The sequence below is a fragment of the Rhizobium sp. M10 genome (genome assembly GCF_002531955.1).
Taxonomy (GTDB): domain Bacteria; phylum Pseudomonadota; class Alphaproteobacteria; order Rhizobiales; family Rhizobiaceae; genus Rhizobium; species Rhizobium etli_C.
In genome coordinates, this window is sequence record NZ_NWTA01000012.1 from 113,776 (window position 1) to 130,800 (window position 17,025).

20 protein-coding genes are annotated in these 17,025 nt (G+C 64.5%); 9 read left to right on the forward strand and 11 right to left on the reverse strand.

Going from position 1 to position 17,025, the window contains the following annotated elements:
* Positions 1-12 precede the first annotated feature (12 nt).
* Positions 13-474, reverse strand: a complete 462-nt coding sequence (locus tag CO671_RS20195; protein WP_097607401.1) for a cupin domain-containing protein — start codon at positions 472-474, stop codon at positions 13-15.
* A 111-nt stretch (positions 475-585) separates the two neighbouring features.
* Between CO671_RS20195 and CO671_RS20200 the strand changes: the two genes are divergently transcribed.
* Positions 586-1,560 (forward strand): LysR family transcriptional regulator, encoded by a 975-nt coding sequence (locus CO671_RS20200; protein ID WP_097607402.1) that lies wholly within the window; start codon positions 586-588, stop codon positions 1,558-1,560.
* A 27-nt stretch (positions 1,561-1,587) separates the two neighbouring features.
* On the opposite strand, the gene CO671_RS20205 is transcribed toward CO671_RS20200, so the two are convergent.
* From CO671_RS20205 to CO671_RS20215, 3 genes are read right to left on the reverse strand one after another with little or no spacing between them, the layout of a single operon-like run.
* Positions 1,588-2,787, reverse strand: a complete 1,200-nt coding sequence (locus CO671_RS20205; RefSeq protein ID WP_097607403.1) for a thiolase family protein — start codon at positions 2,785-2,787, stop codon at positions 1,588-1,590.
* Positions 2,765-4,285 carry an AMP-binding protein gene (locus tag CO671_RS20210; RefSeq protein WP_097607404.1) on the reverse strand — a complete coding sequence of 507 codons (1,521 nt, stop codon included), beginning with the start codon at positions 4,283-4,285 and terminating at the stop codon, positions 2,765-2,767. The genes CO671_RS20205 and CO671_RS20210 overlap by 23 nt, the downstream gene beginning before the upstream one ends.
* A 3-nt stretch (positions 4,286-4,288) precedes the next feature.
* Positions 4,289-4,705 carry a thioesterase family protein gene (locus CO671_RS20215; RefSeq protein ID WP_097607405.1) on the reverse strand — a complete coding sequence of 139 codons (417 nt, stop codon included), beginning with the start codon at positions 4,703-4,705 and terminating at the stop codon, positions 4,289-4,291.
* A 54-nt stretch (positions 4,706-4,759) separates the two neighbouring features.
* Between CO671_RS20215 and CO671_RS20220 the strand changes: the two genes are divergently transcribed.
* Entirely contained in the window at positions 4,760-5,728 is a 969-nt protein-coding gene (locus CO671_RS20220) for a zinc-dependent alcohol dehydrogenase family protein (RefSeq protein ID WP_097607489.1), read from the forward strand.
* A 363-nt stretch (positions 5,729-6,091) separates the two neighbouring features.
* Here the strand turns inward: CO671_RS20220 and CO671_RS20225 are convergent, their stop codons facing one another.
* The gene (locus tag CO671_RS20225; protein WP_097607490.1) at positions 6,092-6,463 is read right to left on the reverse strand and encodes a helix-turn-helix domain-containing protein; all 372 of its coding nucleotides are present in this window, start codon (positions 6,461-6,463) and stop codon (positions 6,092-6,094) included.
* A 141-nt stretch (positions 6,464-6,604) separates the two neighbouring features.
* Here CO671_RS20225 and CO671_RS20230 point away from each other — a divergent pair, with 141 nt between their 5' ends.
* A complete protein-coding gene (locus CO671_RS20230; RefSeq protein WP_097607406.1) occupies positions 6,605-7,066 on the forward strand; it encodes an ester cyclase in 462 nt (153 codons plus the stop codon).
* A 43-nt stretch (positions 7,067-7,109) separates the two neighbouring features.
* Here the strand turns inward: CO671_RS20230 and CO671_RS20235 are convergent, their stop codons facing one another.
* Positions 7,110-7,985, reverse strand: a complete 876-nt coding sequence (locus CO671_RS20235; protein ID WP_097607407.1) for a LysR substrate-binding domain-containing protein — start codon at positions 7,983-7,985, stop codon at positions 7,110-7,112.
* 106 nt (positions 7,986-8,091) lie between these two features.
* Here CO671_RS20235 and CO671_RS20240 point away from each other — a divergent pair, with 106 nt between their 5' ends.
* Positions 8,092-8,796 carry an SDR family oxidoreductase gene (locus tag CO671_RS20240; protein WP_097607408.1) on the forward strand — a complete coding sequence of 235 codons (705 nt, stop codon included), beginning with the start codon at positions 8,092-8,094 and terminating at the stop codon, positions 8,794-8,796.
* Positions 8,797-8,809: 13 nt separating this feature from the next.
* Positions 8,810-9,382, forward strand: coding sequence for a pyridoxamine 5'-phosphate oxidase family protein (locus CO671_RS20245; RefSeq protein ID WP_097607409.1), 573 nt, complete (start codon positions 8,810-8,812; stop codon positions 9,380-9,382).
* Positions 9,383-9,411: 29 nt separating this feature from the next.
* Here the strand turns inward: CO671_RS20245 and CO671_RS20250 are convergent, their stop codons facing one another.
* The 4 genes from CO671_RS20250 to CO671_RS20265 all read right to left on the reverse strand — a co-directional run bounded on the left by CO671_RS20250 (position 9,412) and on the right by CO671_RS20265 (position 13,715).
* Positions 9,412-9,879 (reverse strand): response regulator, encoded by a 468-nt coding sequence (locus tag CO671_RS20250; protein ID WP_097607410.1) that lies wholly within the window; start codon positions 9,877-9,879, stop codon positions 9,412-9,414.
* Positions 9,880-10,021: 142 nt separating this feature from the next.
* A complete protein-coding gene (locus CO671_RS20255) occupies positions 10,022-11,938 on the reverse strand; it encodes an ATP-binding protein (RefSeq protein ID WP_097607411.1) in 1,917 nt (638 codons plus the stop codon).
* On the reverse strand, positions 11,935-12,594 hold the full coding sequence (locus CO671_RS20260) for a response regulator transcription factor (protein ID WP_097607412.1): 660 nt from the start codon (positions 12,592-12,594) through the stop codon (positions 11,935-11,937). Before CO671_RS20260 ends, CO671_RS20255 begins: the two co-directional genes overlap by 4 nt.
* Positions 12,591-13,715 carry a sensor histidine kinase gene (locus tag CO671_RS20265; RefSeq protein WP_097607413.1) on the reverse strand — a complete coding sequence of 375 codons (1,125 nt, stop codon included), beginning with the start codon at positions 13,713-13,715 and terminating at the stop codon, positions 12,591-12,593. Before CO671_RS20265 ends, CO671_RS20260 begins: the two co-directional genes overlap by 4 nt.
* A gap of 191 nt (positions 13,716-13,906) precedes the next feature.
* Between CO671_RS20265 and CO671_RS20270 the strand changes: the two genes are divergently transcribed.
* The 4 genes from CO671_RS20270 (at position 13,907) to CO671_RS20285 (ending at position 15,857) form a co-directional block, all read left to right on the forward strand.
* Entirely contained in the window at positions 13,907-14,362 is a 456-nt protein-coding gene (locus tag CO671_RS20270) for an SgcJ/EcaC family oxidoreductase (protein WP_097607414.1), read from the forward strand.
* Positions 14,363-14,560: 198 nt separating this feature from the next.
* The gene (locus CO671_RS20275) at positions 14,561-15,112 is read left to right on the forward strand and encodes a DUF3299 domain-containing protein (RefSeq protein ID WP_170965018.1); all 552 of its coding nucleotides are present in this window, start codon (positions 14,561-14,563) and stop codon (positions 15,110-15,112) included.
* 83 nt (positions 15,113-15,195) lie between these two features.
* Positions 15,196-15,456 (forward strand): type II toxin-antitoxin system VapB family antitoxin, encoded by a 261-nt coding sequence (gene vapB / locus CO671_RS20280; protein ID WP_010029704.1) that lies wholly within the window; start codon positions 15,196-15,198, stop codon positions 15,454-15,456.
* Positions 15,453-15,857 (forward strand): type II toxin-antitoxin system VapC family toxin, encoded by a 405-nt coding sequence (locus tag CO671_RS20285; RefSeq protein ID WP_097607415.1) that lies wholly within the window; start codon positions 15,453-15,455, stop codon positions 15,855-15,857. Before vapB ends, CO671_RS20285 begins: the two co-directional genes overlap by 4 nt.
* An 87-nt stretch (positions 15,858-15,944) precedes the next feature.
* On the opposite strand, the gene CO671_RS20290 is transcribed toward CO671_RS20285, so the two are convergent.
* On the reverse strand, positions 15,945-16,670 hold the full coding sequence (locus CO671_RS20290; protein WP_097607416.1) for an SDR family oxidoreductase: 726 nt from the start codon (positions 16,668-16,670) through the stop codon (positions 15,945-15,947).
* Positions 16,671-17,025: the final 355 nt, after the last annotated feature.

Below are 17,025 nucleotides of genomic sequence, written 5' to 3' on the forward strand. Positions count from 1 at the left end.
CGACAGCCGACATCAGTGCATCCGGTCTGCCTCCCAGGTCGCCGGCCCGCGAAATTCGATGCCGTAGCGTTCCGCCAGCTGCAGGAGCCGATCCATGTCATCCGGCAGCCGCGGCGCCTGCGCGGCCGCTTCGATGAAGAATTCCTCCAGGCCGCCCGGCGTCAGGATGGTGAGGTTGCGTCCGGGAGACGTGCCGGTGACCCGAAACGTATGCGGCACGCCGCGCGGCAGGAAGATCGAGCTGCCTGGGCGGACCGGGACAAACTCGCCATTCAGCCAGAATTCGTAATCGCCCTCGATCACATGGATCACTTCGTCCTCGTTGTGATGAATGTGGACTGGTGGTCCGCCGCCGGCAGGCACCTTGCCTTCAAACACGCCGAGGATGCCGCCACTTTCGAACCTGCCGATATTGATGGTGTAGGTCGTGTTCATCCACGTTACCGTTCGTACGGTTCTCGCCGCGACGCTCATGGCAATTTCCTTCCGAGGTCATTTTGGAATAGAGTTCCGGGCTGTTCTCCATCACTATCGCCGATAGCGACCGCACGGAAATCGAATGATCGTATAGGGGATATTGACCGCGTGAATTTCTCCGCCCTCGACCTGAACCTGTTGCGCGTCTTCGACGCCATGATGTCAGAGCTTTCGACGGTGCGGGCAGGCGAGCGGGTCGGCTTGTCGCAGCCGGCCGTGAGTTCGGCGCTCGGCAGGTTGCGCGCCTTGTTGGACGACGAATTGTTCGTCAGGGAAGGCAATCAGATGATGCCGACGGCGCGCGCCCTCGAACTGCGTCAGCCGATCAGACAAGCGCTGGCCGGCATGGAAGAGGCATTGGCGACGAGCGCCGTTTTTGATCCCGCCACCTCGACCCGTTCCTTCATGCTGATCGGATCGGATTACTTCTCGACATTGCTGATGCCGCCGCTGGCTGCCCGTGTGGCCGAAGCGGCACCCTGCGTCACCTTGCAGATGGTCGACCATGCCTCGTCGGAAGTCTTCGAGATGTTGCGCGATGGCAGAGCGGATATCGTCATCGACCGATCGCTCGAGCCGCCGGAGTGGGTCGCCAGCAGCAAGGTGCTCCAGTCATGGCTGGTCTGCATTGCGAAGCAGGGACATCCCCTTCTGGCGAGCCGCGGTCTTCGCCCGGGAGACGCCATACCGGCAGACCTATTCTGCGCCGTTCCCCACGTTCTGCGCTCCGCCGATGGGAGCCGGACCGGGACGATCGATCCGGGCCTTGCGCGCTTGGGCCTTGCCCGGCGTGTCATGGTCACGGTGCCGCACTTCCACGCGGTCGCTCTTGCCGTTGAATCAAGTGAGATGCTCGGAAGCATTCCGGTTCATTTCGCGCGCACGTTGATCGGACGGCTGAAGCTCGATGTGTTCATGCCGCCGATGGAATCGCCGAAAATGGACGTGACCATGTACTGGCTTCGTCGCTTCGACGGCGATCCGGGAAGTGCATGGCTTCGAAATGAGATCGCGCAGGCGCTCGCCGCGCCGGAGCCGCCCTTATTCCCATCATCGTCCCAGCCGGATCGACCGGAGGATTGATCCCACAGCGCACGATGCGGGGTTTCATCAGGAAAGCCGGACAGCCTCGAACAGCGCCGTCAGCCCGATGCCCCCGCCGATGCCGATCATGGCGAGCGCTGTTGCGCCAGACGACGAACCATCCTCGCGGACCAGCTGGCTGTACAGCCGGGTGACGAGGACGGCGCCGGAGGCGCCGAAAGGATGACCGAGCGCGATTGCGCCCCCATCCCTGTTGACCCTGTCGGTCGCGATATCCAGTTGGTCCAGCGACGCCAGGACCTGGGCCGCAAAGGCTTCGTTGAATTCTATGGCCTCGACCTCAGACAAAGAAAACCCCGGCTGGCGCTCAAGCAGTTTTCGGGTCGAGGCGACCGGGCCGATGCCGAGCAGGTTGGGGTCGACGCCGGCGGCTGCGCTATCGATGAAGGCGAGGCCCTTTTCGATGCCAAGGCTTTTGGCCATGCCGCGGCTGATGACGAGCACCAGGCAGGCGCCGTCATTGAGCGGGCAGGCATTGCCCGCCGTCACCGAGCCGTCGGCGAGGAAGACGGGCTTGAGGTTTGCCAGCCGTTCCATCGATGTCGTGGGGCGCGGGCATTCATCCCGGTCCACCAGCCCGTGCCCGGTGGAAATCTCGACGATTTCCGGCCGGAAGAGGCCGGCTTCGGCCGCCGTGACGGCGAGCCGGTGGCTGCGCAGGGCGAATTCATCCTGCCGCTGGCGGGTGATGCCGTATGCGCGGGCGACGTTTTCGGCGGCGACACCCATATCAGGATCGCCGATCGCATCGGGGGAGAAGCGGGCGCGGCCGTAGAAGCGCGGCAGGGCGCCATTGGTTTTCGGCCTCTCGGCCCGCCATGGCGCGGTGCTGACGCTCTCGACGCCGCCGGCCAGAAAACAGGAACCGGCCTTTGCCTGGATCAGCCGGGCGGCCATGATGATCGCTTCGAGACCGGAGCCGCATTGCCGGTCGATGGCGACGCCGGGAACGGCGATCGGCAGGCCGGCGGAAAGGGCCGCGAGCCGGGCGATATTGCCGCCGCCGCCGGCCGCATTGCCGACCAGCACGTCGTCTATGGCTTCGGGCGCTATGCCCGTCTCGGCAAGGATGCGGCGGATGATCGGCGCGAGCAGGTCTTCGGAGGCGACCGCCGCAAGCGAGCCGAAGGCCCGGCCGATCGGCGTGCGGTAAGCGGCAACCACGACCGGCTGCCAATCCTCGTCAGGCTGATAGGCGTAGGACAAGGCCGTCTCCCGAAATGACCGATGCCTGCACCTGGCCGCGGGCGATCTTGCCGCTGCTCGTCATCGGCCAGGCGCCGATCCGGTAGAATTGCCTGGGGATCTTGAACCTTGCAAGCTTGCCCGCGCAATGGTCGGCCAGGATTTTCGCGTCGATCGCCTCGCCGGAGACGACGGCGACGATCCTCTGGCCGTAATAGTCATCCGGCAGCCCGAAGACGACGGCTTCCTCGACGCCGGGGCAGGTTTTCAGCGCGCTCTCGACTTCGGCGGGATAGACGTTGTTGCCGCCCGAAATCATCATGCCGCCGGCCCGGCCGATCACCCGCAGCATGCCGTTGGCGTCGATCTCGCCGAGATCGCCGACCGTCGCCCCCGCTGGGGTAACCCGGAACGCCTGGCCGTCGTCGCCCCAGAGATAGCCGTCGGCGATCAGGTCGCTGTTGACGAAGATGGTGCCCGGCACGTCGGTGCCGACATCGTTTTCTTCAGGGTCGCGGATGGTGATCGCAACGCCGGGATAGGCTTGCCCCACCCGGTCGATCGGAAAATCGGTCTCGCCGCCGGCGAGCGTCGAGACCGTCATGAAACCGATCTCGGATGCGCCGTAATATTCCCGGATGCGCGCCTTGGGAAAGAGGCGGCGCATGGACTCGAGCTCGTTGAGATTCAGCTTGGCGCCGGCCGTCAGCACGTCGCGCAGGCAGTTGAGCGCCGGCTCGCCTGCCCATGCGCGGGCAATCCCGGCTATATGGGTCGGCACCGCGACCAGCCGTTCTATGCGTGCGGAGGAGAGCGTGCGCGCGACCGCGCCGGCATCCCACTTTCGCACCGAATGGAAGGTCGCTCCGGCATCGAGCGTTTCCACCAGGGCGTAAAGCGCCAGGCCATGCGCCAGGGCGCCGGGGCAGAGGGTTGAGGGCGCGTTCTGGAGTTCGAAAACCAGACGTCCCCGGTCGAGGCTCCGGCGCCACTGCTCGCGCGAGCGGTAATAGGCTTTCGGCTCGGCGGTGGTGCCCGAGGTGAAGCCGATCAGGAAGATGCCTTCGGCATCCGGCAGGTCCTCTCCCGGTGCGGTGAGATCGAAAGGCTCGGCTCCGGCGATGACGACCGATATGCCGAGCCGGCGGCCGATCTCCGCACTTGCGCTCGCCTCGTCGTCGACGACAAGCACGTCGGGCGCGAGGCGCTGCAGAATGCGCTCGATCCTTTCGGCCGGCATCATCGGGTCGATGACGGCGCAGGCATTCGGCAAGGCGGTGGCGGCGAGGAAATATTCGGCGAAGCCGAGATGATTGCCGAGGCTGAGCGCAACGAGTTTCTCGACGCCCGGCAGATCGATCGTGCGGCGATTCGCGTCGGGAAGCTCTTGGAAAAAGCGATAGATCGCCCGCGAGCGCGCATGAAGTTCGCCATAGGTGAGCGCGTCGCCGTCGATCACCACCGCCGGCTTGTCCGGTCTCTCCGTTGCGTGTCGACGAAGCTCTGCGTGGATCGGCATGGATCAGCCCTGCGACAAGGCGGCTCTGGTCGCCTCCGGAATCGGCGTCGGGCGGCTGTCGGAAAGGCTGACGCAGACCCAGACAAGGCCGGCCGTTGCGCAATGGGCGCCGTCGCGCCGGCGAAAGAGTTCGATTGTAAAGGCGAGGCTGGTGCGCCCGATCTTCTCGACGGCGACCTTCGCCTCGACGACATCGTCGACGTCGATCGGGTTGTGAAAGGTAATCTCCGCCTTCTTGACGTGATAGGCGACACCCGAGGTGATGTGGCGGAAATGGCCGAGGATCTCGCGGTGGCGCAGAAACTCGACGACGGCATCCTCGCAATAGTCGAGGTAGACCGAATTGTGGACATGGCCATAGATGTCGATGTCTCGCATCGAGACCCGGAACGATGCTAAAGGCCTGTCGTCAACGCTCATTCGATCACCCAAAATTGGTGGGCTGTTCTAACCGCGAGTATGTGGGGGATGCAAATGCAATATCAGGCGGTCGTGCGAAAATTCGGCCCGGCTCCGGAGGTCGTCGGGATCGAGCGGACGCCGTTGCCGGCGCTGCGGCACGACCAGGTCCGGGTGCGGCTGCTCGCCCGCTCGATCAATCCTTCCGATATCATCACCATTTCGGGCGCCTATGCCGGCCGCACGACCCTGCCCTTTATTCCAGGCTTCGAAGCCTTCGGCGTGGTCGAAGCCTGCGGCGAAGCGGTCTATGGACTGGCACCGGGGACGCGTGTGCTGCCGGTGCGCAGCGCCGGCGGGTGGCAGGAGTTCAAGGACACCGACCCCAGCTGGTGCCTGCGCGTGCCGGACGCGCTCTCCGATTTCGAGGTGGCGACCAGCTACGTCAACCCGATGACCGCCTGGCTGATGCTGCATGGGAAGATCGGGCTGAGACCGGGCATGCGCATCGCCGTCAATGCCGCCGCCTCTTCGATCGGATCGATCCTGATCGGCCTCGCAAATGCCGTTGGCGTCGAGCCGGTGGCGATCGTTCGCAGCGAAGAATCCCGCCAGCGCCTGCGTGGCCGGCTCGAGACCGTTATCATCGACAGGGAGGACAGCGATCTGGCAGCCGCCCTCGCCGGCCGGCATGGGCTCGACGCCGTGCTCGACTGCGTCGGCGGCCCGCGTGCCTCGGTTCTAGCCGATGCGCTCAAGCCCCGCGGCCATTTCGTGCATTACGGCCTGCTCTCCGGCCAGAGCATCCCGAATTCCTTCTGGTCCTCCCATCCCGATATCAGCTTTTCCTTTTGCCACCTCCGGGAATGGGTCCATTCGGAAACCATGGACAACGTCCAGCGCGCCTATTCCGAGGTGGCGGCGCAGATCGCCGCGAAGGTGATCGCCACCGAGGTGCGGGAGGTGTTTCCGCTGGAAAGGATCGCCGAGGCGCTGCAAGCGGCCCTTCCCTTCCGGGCAGGCGGCAAGGTGCTGCTGGCTTGAGGGGGCGCCCGCCTCGTCCTTCGAGGCCCCTTCGGGGCACCTCAGGATGAGGCTCTCTTGAGCGTTGGCGGATCCTCCGACGCCCGTGATTATCGGCGCGGCATCCTCCAACCTCCCTCATCTGAGGTGCGCAGGCCAAAGGCCGAAGCCTCGAAGGACACGCTCCGACCTTGCTTCTTGCGCCCACTAGCAGCCGGCGGCCGAGGCACCTCAGGATGAGGTCGGAGAGAGGTCGCGGCATCGATCAACGTCCGCTGTTATCGGCGCGGCATCCACCAAACTCCCTCATCCTGAGGTGCGCAGGCCGAAGGCCGAAGCCTCGAAGGACGCGCTCCGACCTTGCCTCTTGCCTCTATTCAATCCCTACCCGGCGTCATGCCGTAGCCGCGATCGAATGATCTCGGGATGGTTCTGCTCGGCCCATCCGATCAGGGCCTTCATCGGGATCAGGAAGGATCGGCCGAGTTCCGTCAACTCATATTCCACGCGCGGCGGCACCTCGGGATAGACGGTGCGCCTGATATAGCCGTCCTGCTCCAGATGCCGCAGCGTCTTGGAGAGCATCTGTTTGGAGATGTCGCCGATCTCGCGCAGCAACTCGTTGAAGCGCTTCTTTTCGGTTTCCAGCGCCTCGAGCGTCAGCAGGCTCCATTGATCGCCGATGCGGTCGAGCACGCCCCTGATCGGGCATCCTGCCCCGGGCCGCTCTCCCGCCGGATCGGTTTTCCCGGGCATCGCTTCCTCCTTCCCGGTCATCGCGCGCTGACTTCGGCACTGAAAACTGCCTTCTTGCCGGGCATTTCGCGCTGTCCTAGACCAAGCCTCATAGTCTGTTTCTTAGACTAGATCGCGGATTCGTACCAAGGAGTTTGATGCATGACATTCGGGAAATCGCTTTGCGCACTCGCCATTCTGGCGGGCATCGCCATGCCTTCCGGCGCCTTTGCCGCCTCTCGGGATTTGAAGGTCGAGGAAGCCAACCGGAAGCTGGTGGTGGAGTTCTACGACCGCTTCTTCAACAGCCATGATATCGAGGCCGCATCGGTCGTGGTGGACGAGTACCGGCAGCACAATCCCGAGGTTCCGGATGGCAAGAAGCCTCTCGTTTCCTTCTTCACCGGCTTCTTCAAGGACAATCCTCAATCGAAGGCGAAGATCGTCCGCAGCTCGGCCGACGGCGATCTCGTCTGGCTGCATGTACATGCGACGAACGGCACTGACGACCGCGGCCAGGCGATCGTCGATATTTTCCGCGTCAAGGACGGCAAGATCGTCGAGCACTGGGACGTGATCCAGGCGGTTCCGAAAGAGGCCGCCAACAAGAACACCATGTTCTGAAAATGATGGGGCCGGCTGACGGCCGGCCTCGATCATTCCGCGATCAGGCGAGCGACAGACGCGCCGCGCACCAGTCCCACACCGCGTCGACGGCCTTTCGCGGCGATGATGAGCGTTTGCGGACGAGAAAGTAATCGGCGCCGATGGTCGCTGTGGCATCCGTCACCTGCACCAGCCGCCCGGCCTCGAGATCGGCCGCCACGAAAGCCCGGCAGGCGAGCACCACGCCCTGGCCGGCGAGTGCGGCATCCAGCGCCAGTGTCGTGTGGTTGAAGGCCGCGCCCGGCAGCTTCTCACGGATTCCGAGGAACACGCCCCAGCGATCGTGCGAGTCATGCAGGAGCGGCAGCTTGCAAAGTTCTTCGCCGCTCAAGGGCAGGGTAAGGCCCTTGACCAGATGCGGGCTCGCGACCGCGACCAGTTCCTGGCGGAACAGCAGCCTTGCCTCCAGCGCCGCCGGGAAAGCCTGGCTGGTCAGGCGCACGGCGATATCCACCTGGTCGCGGTCGAAATCCGACAGCGCCTCGGTGGCGACCGTCCTCAGATCCACGTCGGGAAGGGCGCTGTAGAGCTCGGCGAGACGCGGGATCAAAAGCTTGGCGGCGACGGTCGGGGTGACGCTGATCGTCACGGTTTCCGGCCGCGCCAGAAGCCGTCCGGTCGCTTCGCCGAGCATATCGAAGGCGCGGGTGACGTCGGAGAGGTAGGCCGCACCCTGCGCCGTCAGCGCAAGGCCGCGGGGCAGGCGCTGGAACAGCATGAGGCTGAGCTGATCTTCCAGCGCGCGGACCTGCTGGGCGATCGCACCCTGCGTGACGCCGAGCTCCTCAGCGGCAGCGCGGAAATTCAGCCGGCGGCCCGAAGCCTCGAAGGCGCGCAAGGCATTCAACGGCGGCAGCGCGCGGCGGGATCGGATCATAGGCTTATCCAGTAGATTTGCTACAGTCTCGCATGTTTCTTTCTCGCGCGAAAGCAGAGAGCATATCTGGCATAATGCTGCGCAAACTCAGCAGTCGGAGATTTCAATGTCTGAAGAAAAAGTCGCTCTCATCACCGCCGGCGGATCCGGCATGGGCGCCGCAGCAGCGCGGAAACTCGCTGCGGACGGCTACCGTGTCGCAATTCTCTCCTCCTCCGGCAAAGGCGAGGCGCTGGCAAGGGAACTCGGCGGCGTCGGCGTCACCGGCTCCAACCAGTCCAACGACGATGTGAAGCGGCTCGTCGATCTCTCGATGGGGCGATGGGGGCGCATCGACGCGCTGGTCAATTCCGCCGGCCACGGCCCGCGCGCGCCGATCCTCGACATCTCGGACGAGGATTGGCACAAGGGCATGGAGGTCTATTTCCTGAGCGCGGTGCGACCGATCCGGCTGGTCGCGCCGATCATGGAAAGCCAGGGCGGCGGCGCCATCGTCAATATCTCGACGGCATGGGCTTTCGAACCCTCGCCGATGTTCCCGACCTCGGCCGTCTTCCGGGCAGGGCTGGCAAGCTTCACCAAGATCTTCGCGGATAGCTACGCGGCCAAGAACATCCGCTTGAACAATGTCCTGCCCGGCTGGATCGACAGCCTGCCCGCCACCGAGGAACGGCGCGACAGCGTTCCGATGGGCCGCTACGGCACCAGCGAGGAAATCGCGGCCACCATCGCCTTCCTCCTGTCGGAGGGGGCCGGTTACATCACCGGCCAGAACATCCGCGTCGACGGCGGCATCGCCCGTTCGGTCTGAGCGGAGCCTGCCGGTGGATCTCACTGACATCGACGCCTCGGCATGGGCGGAACTCGAAACGGCTGCGGCGAACCCGCAGTCGGGTTTCCGTTATCTCAACCTCTGCTCCGTCGATATCGAGACGAGGCCGCAGGCACGCATGGTCGTGCTGCGTGCCGCCGACAGGTCGGCGCGGCGTCTCGAATTTCATACGGATACGCGCAGCTCCAAATGGCTGGAACTTTCAGCCAATCCCCGCGTCACGGTCCTCGGCTTCAGCGCCGACAGCCGGCTGCAGCTTCGGCTTCAAGGGGAGGTCGAGCTTCATGGGCCGGGAAGCGGAGGGGCTGACGCCGCATGGGACAGGCTGCCCGCGCGGACGCGGATGACCTATGCGGGCGGCCCGCCCGGGGACGAGCGCGCCTTCGAGACGACCGATATGCCAGAGCCTGCGGATGAGGCCGAGGGAAAGACGCGCTTTGGCGTCGTGATCTTCCGGGCCTGGACGCTGGATTGGTTCCAACTGCGGCAACAGGACAATCGCAGAGCATTATTCGGCTATGACGAAGCCGGCGCCCTCTCCTCTTGCCGCTGGGTCAATCCCTGACCTGAAATCGCCCCGCGAGCGGAGGGCGATCAATCGATCCTGGGGCGTTCCGATTTCGGCGTCGCCAGCCCGTGCCTGGCGAGTTCCAGCGTCAGGATTCGGGTTTCGAGCAGGTTGAAGATGCGAAGGACCGCCTCGATCGCATCGAAGGGCTTGGTCAGGAAATCCTTCGCGCCGAGGGAAAGCGCGCGCCGGCGCGTCGGCAGGGTCGCATCGGCGGTCAGCACCAGGATCGGCAGGTAGCTGTCGTCGGGGATGAGCCTTGCGAAAGTCTCGAGCAGCGCGAAACCGTCGAGATCGGGCATCATCAGGTCGAGCAGGACGAGATCGACGGGATGCTCGCGAAAGAGCCGCAGGGCCTCGCGCGGCTCGGTGGTGCTGATCAGCGCCGTAAAGCCCTCGCGCTTGAGGATACGCTCCAGCAGCGAAACATTGGCGGGCTCATCATCGACGATCAGGATCGTCGAAGCGCGCAGGATATCGGTGGTATCTGTCATGGACGCAAACCCGCGACGTCATCCTCGGCCTTGTGCCGAGGATCTACGCCGGCCCAATTAAGTTTCTGGAAATAAATGTTTTCCTGCCAATCAATTACCGTGGTCAGATGCTCGGCACAAGGCCGAGCATGACGGAGGAGACTTACGGCACCGCGACGTCTTGCGCCTCGGCCTCCCGCATCGCCGCAGGCGCGCGCGGCAGGTCGACGTGGAACGTCGCGCCGCCCGCCCGGTTGCTGAAGCCGAGCGTGCCGCCCATGGCGTCGATCAGATGTCTGGAGAGCGCCAGCCCGAGGCCGGTTCCCTCCTGGCTTATGCGCTCGGCGCCCAGCCGGTCGAAGGGGGTGAACAGCCGGCCGACGCGCTCGGCCGGGATGCCGGGGCCGGTGTCGCTGACCTCGATGCGGATGCGGTCCTCAAGCGCCCGATGGCTGACGGTCACGCTGCCCCGCGGGCGATTGTATTTCACCGCATTGGAAAGCAGGTTGAGCAACACCTGCAGGAGACGCCGGCGGTCGGCGAGTGCCGTCAGATCCGGCTCGGCCTCGGCGACTTCGATGCGGATCTGCTGCTTGCCGCAGAGCGGCCTTGCGAGCGACACGGCTTCCTCGATCACCTCGGCGACAGGCTGGGCTTCGACGGCAAGATCCATGCGCCCGGCCTCGATCCGCGCCATGTCAAGAACCTCGTCGATCAGGCTCAGCAGATGCCGGCCGGCTCTCAGGATCTGCGCGACGCTTTCGCGTGAATCGGCATCGGTAAGGTCCATTTCCAGAAGCTGGGCGAAACCGAGCACGGAATTCAGCGGCGTGCGCAGCTCATGGCTCATGCGCGACAGGAATTCGCTCTTGGCATTGCTGGCGCGCACCGCATCCTCGCGGGCGGCAAGCAGCGCCTCCTCGAATTGCTTGCGCTCGGTAATGTCGCGGGTGATCTTGGAAAAGCCGCGCAGCCGTCCCGTCTCGTCGTGAAGAGCGGTGACGACGACATGCGACCAGAAGCGCGAGCCGTCTTTGCGCAGGCGCCAACCCTCCGCTTCGGTGCGTCCGTGCAGGGCTGCCTTCGAAAGCTCCTCCGCCGGAAATGTCTCCCTGGTCTCAGCGGGATAGAAGCGGGAGAAATGCTGGCCGACGATCTCCTCGGCCTGGTAGCCGGTGATCCGCCCGGCGCCGGCATTCCAGCTCACAACCTGCCCATCGGGATCGAGCCCGAAGATGCCATAATCGCTGACGCCCTCGACCAGCTGGCGGAAGCGCTCCTCGCTCTCGGTCAGATCGGCCTCGCGCTTTTTCAGAAGCACGCTCGCATCCGCGAGCGCCTGTCCGAGATTGCCGAGCTCATCGCGGAAGGGATCGGCCGATGTCACGACTTCCCCTCGCGAGAGGCGGTGCGCCTCGGCTTTCAGCGCGTGCACGCGGCGCACGATGCTCGCCGAAAACAGGAAGACGGCGACGAGCGCGCCGGCAAAGCCGAGAAAGCCGGCTGATATCATCAGGCTGCGCGACAGGGTGCGGACCCGGTCGGCGGCCTGCGTTCTGGCGTTGAGGAGATCGGCCTCGCGCCGGTTCATCGCGTCGATCTCCTGCCGCAGCATGTCCAGCACCTGCTTGCCCTCGATGAGCTTGGCGGCCAGATCCTCGCGCCCGCCGGCGCGCAGGATGTCGGCCTGTTTCAGGAGTTGCAGACGGTCGACTTTGGCATCCACCAGGGCGCGGATGCGCTCGAGGCGGGCCTTCTGCTCCTCGTCGCGTAAGCGCCGGCCGACCTCGTCGAGCACGACGGGCAGCCTGTCCTCTGCCCGGTTGAAGGGATCGAGAAAATCGCTCCTGCCGGTCAGGAGATAGCCGCGCATGGCGGTCGCCGCTTCGGCAATCAGGGCATGCAGCTCCTGAATGCCGGACTGGATCTCCAGCGTCACCCGCACCTGGTCCTCGGCAATACGGCTCTGCCGGTCGGCGATGAAGACCGAGGCGAGAGCGGCCAAGAGCAGCGCCAGCGGCACCATGATGATGACGATGCCCTTTGCCCGAAGCGGCAGGTCGGCGAAGCGCGGCATCATGGCTCTTCCTTTGCTGTCTGCACCAGCCCGCCGCGCACCGCCATGACGGCGGCCTGCGTCCTATCGCCGGCGCCGAGCTTGGCGATGATGCGCTCGACATGGATCTTGACCGTGCCGGGCGAAATCTTCAGGGCGCGGCCGATCTCCTTGTTGGTCAGGCCCTCGGCCACCTTCGTCAGCACCTCGCGCTCGCGTACGGTCAGCGTCTCCAATGCGCTGGGGCTGGTCTGCGGCTTGGTGGTGGCGCGCTTCAGCAGCCTTGCGACCAGAGGGCCGTCAAAGAAGGCGTCGCCTTCGAGCACGCTGCGGATCGTGCGCAGAATATCCTCGCGGCTCGCATCCTTCAGCAGATAGCCGGTGGCGCCGGCTTCGATCGCCGCTTCGAGATAATCGAGGCTGTCATGCATGGTGATGATCATGACGCGTGTACCTGGCGAGACGCGCCGGATTTCCCGCGTGGCCGCGAGGCCGTCCATTCGAGGCATGCGGATGTCGAGGAGCGCCAGATCCGGTTTGTGAAGGGCGGCGGCTTCCACCGCTTCCGCGCCGTCGCGTACATCGAAGGCGACATGGAAATCTTCCTGGCCGCCGATCATGGCGATCAGGCCGGCGCGGGCGATATCATGATCGTCGGCAACGAGAATGGATGCGGTCATCCCGCCGTCTCCTGCTTGAGCGGCGCTGCGGCGCGGACATGAGTGCCGCCGGAAACGCCGGCGCCGATCTCGAAACGGCCGCCGAGCAGTGCCAGCCGCTCGCGCATGCCGGCAATGCCGAGCCGGGCTCCCCTTCCCTGAATTCCAGGATAGCGCGCCTCGCCGATACCCTTGCCGTCGTCGATCACTTCAAGATGAGCCTGCCCCGCGCCGTCCTCGAAAAGGCGTACGATCAGCCGGCTCGCCTCGGCGTGCTTGAGCGCATTGGTGATCGCCTCCTGGGCGACGCGGTAGAAGATGATGCCGGTCGACGCCGGCCAGCGATCGGCGCCGGCATCGAGATCGGCGATCACCTCCATGCCGTCGATCGCGTCGAGGCGGGTGCGGAGCGCTGCGGCGACGCCGAGATCGTCGAGCTCGGGCGGGCGAAGATCGGCGATGGCGGCGCGCAGATCGGCAACCGAGCGGCGGGCCAACGCCGCAAGCTGTTCGATCTCCGGTTTCAGCGCATGCGGCTCGCCGATGCGGGCGGCGAGATCCTGCAGCCGGTAGCTGAGGCCGGCGGCAAGCTGTGCTGCGCCGTCGTGAAGATCAAGCGCCACCCGCTGCCGCTCCTGCTCCTGCGCCTGGATCAGCTGGGCGACGAGGGCAGCGAGTTCGCTGCGCTGCCGTTCGAGATCGCCGAGCAACGCCTGCTTTTCCGCCGCCTGCCGCTCGAGATGGCAGGCATCGGCGAGCTGCCCCGCCACCACCTCCAGCGTCTGCCGGTCGTCGGCATCAATGGCGCGCGCCTTCGCCGGGCCGCTCAGCGTCAGGGAAAGCGCGGCCCCCTCCTCGGAGGCAAAGAGCATGGTGTCATTGGCGGTCGGCTTGCCGATCGCCAGCCGCGTCGACGTCTTTCCTTGCGGTGAGGGAAAGGTAAGTGTCGCGAGCGTTGCGCCTGCGAAATCGGCAAGCCGCGACAGGACCTCGGGTGCTGCCGTTTCGAAGGCTTGCGCATCGAGTAGGCTGCGCGTCTCGATGATGAAGCGCAGCCGCGCCGCTCGCGCTTCCGCCGCCCGGTAAAGCGCCCTCATCTCCGCCACATCAAGCGAATGCGCCGTATCTCTATTGTGCTCCATCCAGCGGGGACTGCTCCTGAAATCAATGACGCGGGCACGATAGTCATTCCGGCGGGAATGTCATCTATGCCGTTCGGCAGATCGGATCGAAGCCACCCGGCAGATGGGGTCGCGGTGCTCCGGCGCTTAACTATCGGTCATGCGGTTGACCGATGCGATGTCGCCCGGAACCGCCACAAAGGAACTCAAACATGCGTACGATCATTGCTGCCGCCCTTGTCATCGGTTTCGTCCAGGTCCAGTCCGCCAACGCGGCCGAAACGGCGACCTGTGCGCCGGTGAGCGAAGAACAGGTCGCCAAGCTCTTCGACCGCTGGAACGCCTCGCTGGCGACGCTCAATCCCCAGGAGGTAGCCAAGAACTACAGCGCGGACTCCGTGCTGCTCGCGACGCTGGCAAACAAGCCGCGCCTCACCCAGGAAGAGCGGATCGACTATTTCAAGCACTTCCTGGAAAAAAGCCCCCAGGGCCACATCGACAGCCGCACCATCAAGACCGGCTGCAACTGGGCCGTCGACACCGGCACCTACACCTTCACCATGAAGGACGGCTCCAAGGTCCCGGCCCGCTACACCTATACCTATGAGTTCAAGGGCGGGAACTGGCTGATCACCTCGCACCACTCCTCGATGATGCCGGAGAAGTAAAGGTCCGACCGATCCGGCAGGGAGATCCCGTGTCCACCCCACACGGGATCTCTTGATATTGGGCATTTGCTCGGCACAAGGCCGAGGATCACGTGGGGTAAGTTGGATGCGACACCCACGAGAGCTTTGACGGACGGGCGGGATCGGCTAGCATCCTCGGGCAAGCGGCAATGCTGTTAAAGCGGCCCGGGAGATGCGATGAAAAAGCACAGATTCCTGATGTTCACGGTGCTGGCATTTGGCTCGGCATGGCCGATGTCCGGCGCCCTCGCTGCGGCGCAGCCGATTTTCTGGAGCGCCTTGCGGCCGGCCGATCAGGCCAGGGCGACAGTTCCGCTGTCGCCGAAAGCGGTCAGCGGCCCGCAGGGCGAAACCCTCGTCTGGCGTGACGAGGGCCAACCGGTCGAACTGACGGGCTTCGTCCTGCCGATCGATCGGGACGGCGATCTCGTTTATGAATTCCTGCTGGTACCCTGGGCCGGGGCCTGCAGCCACATGCCCACGCCGCCGCCCAACCAGCTGGTTCGCGTGGTTCCGCAGGAGCCTCTGCACCTTGAAAAAATCTATGAGACCGTCACCGTGACGGGCACCCTGCGGCCCGGCCTCGATCAGGCGCAGTTCTTCATGATCGACGGCGTCCGCGTCCTGTCCTACGGCTACAGCATGGGCCATGCCGAGGTGGCGAAGGCGTCGGCGACGAAAGATCCCGATCTGCTGTCGCTATCGCCTTTCGGTGTCGTGCCGCGCTAGCGCAAACCGCAGAGATTTCTTGCGCGAATGCGGTCGATCACGTATATACTGAGAAGTATATACAAAATCGCGGAGGCCTTCCCATGCCGCAATATGCGCGCGTCTTTCAATCCGGCAATTCGCAGGCCGTCCGGCTGCCGAAGGAATTCCGCTTCGATGTCGACCAGGTGGAGGTAACGCGTGAAGGCGATGCGGTCATTCTGCGGCCGCGCGCCGATCCCGGCATGCGCTGGGCGTCGCTGAAGAGCGCTCTCGAACGCGGCCTGAGTGACGATTTTCTGGCGCAAGGACGGGAGCAGCCGGAGGATCAGGAGAGGCCGGGTCTTCAGGACCTCTTCGAGTGATCACGCATCTTATCGACACCAATGCGGTGATCGCGCTGATCGGCAGGAAATCCGAGGCGCTGCTGAAGCGCGTGGTCGACAGCGACGAAGGATCGATCGGGCTTTCCACAATCGTCATGCATGAACTCTATTATGGCGCCTATAAGAGCGCGAAAATCTCCTACAATCTCGAAACCCTGCGGCTGTTCATGGCGGATTTCCCCGCCGTCGGTTTCGAGCGCGAGGATGCGCTGGCATCAGGAGAGATCCGCGCTGCATTGGCGGCAAAGGGAACGCCGATCGGTCCCTATGAGGTGCTGATCGCCGCCCAGGCGAAGACCCGGGATCTCGTTCTCATCACGAACAATGTCGGGGAGTTCCGGCGCGTGGATGGCCTTGATGTCGAGGATTGGACGGCCTGACGATCGCGCTGGGAAGCCGGCTCCGCCTCCCGCGCAGTCAGCCTGTGCGGAGAGGAGGCGTGCCCTCCCCGGACATACGGCCTCGTGTCAGATGTCGAAGGAGCTCGGCAGGATCACCACGTCGCGGATCGTCACGTTGCGCGGCCGGGTCAGCATGAAGAGCACGGCTTCCGCGACGTCGCGAGGTTCGATCAGCGCGCCCGCCTCTTTTGCCTTGCGCAGGTTTTCCTCCGGCCAGTCTTTCAGCAGAGCGCTGCTGACAGGGCCCGGCGAGACGGATCCGACGCGGATTCCGTTCTTCAGGAGCTGCCGCCGCATGGTCTGGACGAAGCAGTGCATCGCCCACTTCGACGGCGAATAGACCGGCTCCCATGGAACCGCGGCTTGGCCCGCGACCGAACTGGTGACGATGATATCTCCCGTCCCTCGCTCGATCATGTGGGGCATAACCGTCCGGACGTTCTTGATGACCACGTTCACGTTCAGATTGAGCATGCGGTCGATCGCGTCGAGATTTGCATCCACCAGATCTCCGCCGATATAGGTGCCGGCATTGGCATGGAAGATGTCGAGCTGACCGACCTTCGAGAGAATGCCGTCAAGCAGGCCGGCGCAATCCTCGGGATTGAGCAGGTCGAGCGGCAGCGCGATCGCCTTCTCTCCCAGCCTGCCGCAGGCAGCACTCAGCGCCGCCTCGTCCCGATCGATCATTACCACCGTACCGCCGGCCGAGATGATCGCTTCGGTCGACGCCAATCCAATACCCGAGGCAGCTCCGGTGATGGCCGCGACTTTACCTTGCAAACCGTTCATGTCCACTCCTCCAAATATGTCGATCTTCTATCGCATGTGAGGTCCGCCATGGCTAGAAGTTCGCGGCCTGGGGGAGCGGTCTGAGCGTAAAGGACCGGATGCTCGGGGGTGCGGAAAACGATCCGGGAAAGAATGGCTCGGTTGACCCCTCTTCCGTCATACTCGGGCTTGTCCCGAGTATCTGCCTCCGGTCGACAGGGCAGCAGATCCTCGGCACAAGGCCGAGGATGACGTCGAGTGGAAATGAGACGGCTGCGGAGAGAATGGCTGGAGGCTACCCATGCTCCTGACCAAGTCAGTTCATGTGGACATAGGCACCACCTCTCCTCCGTCATTCCTGTGCCTGTCACAGGAA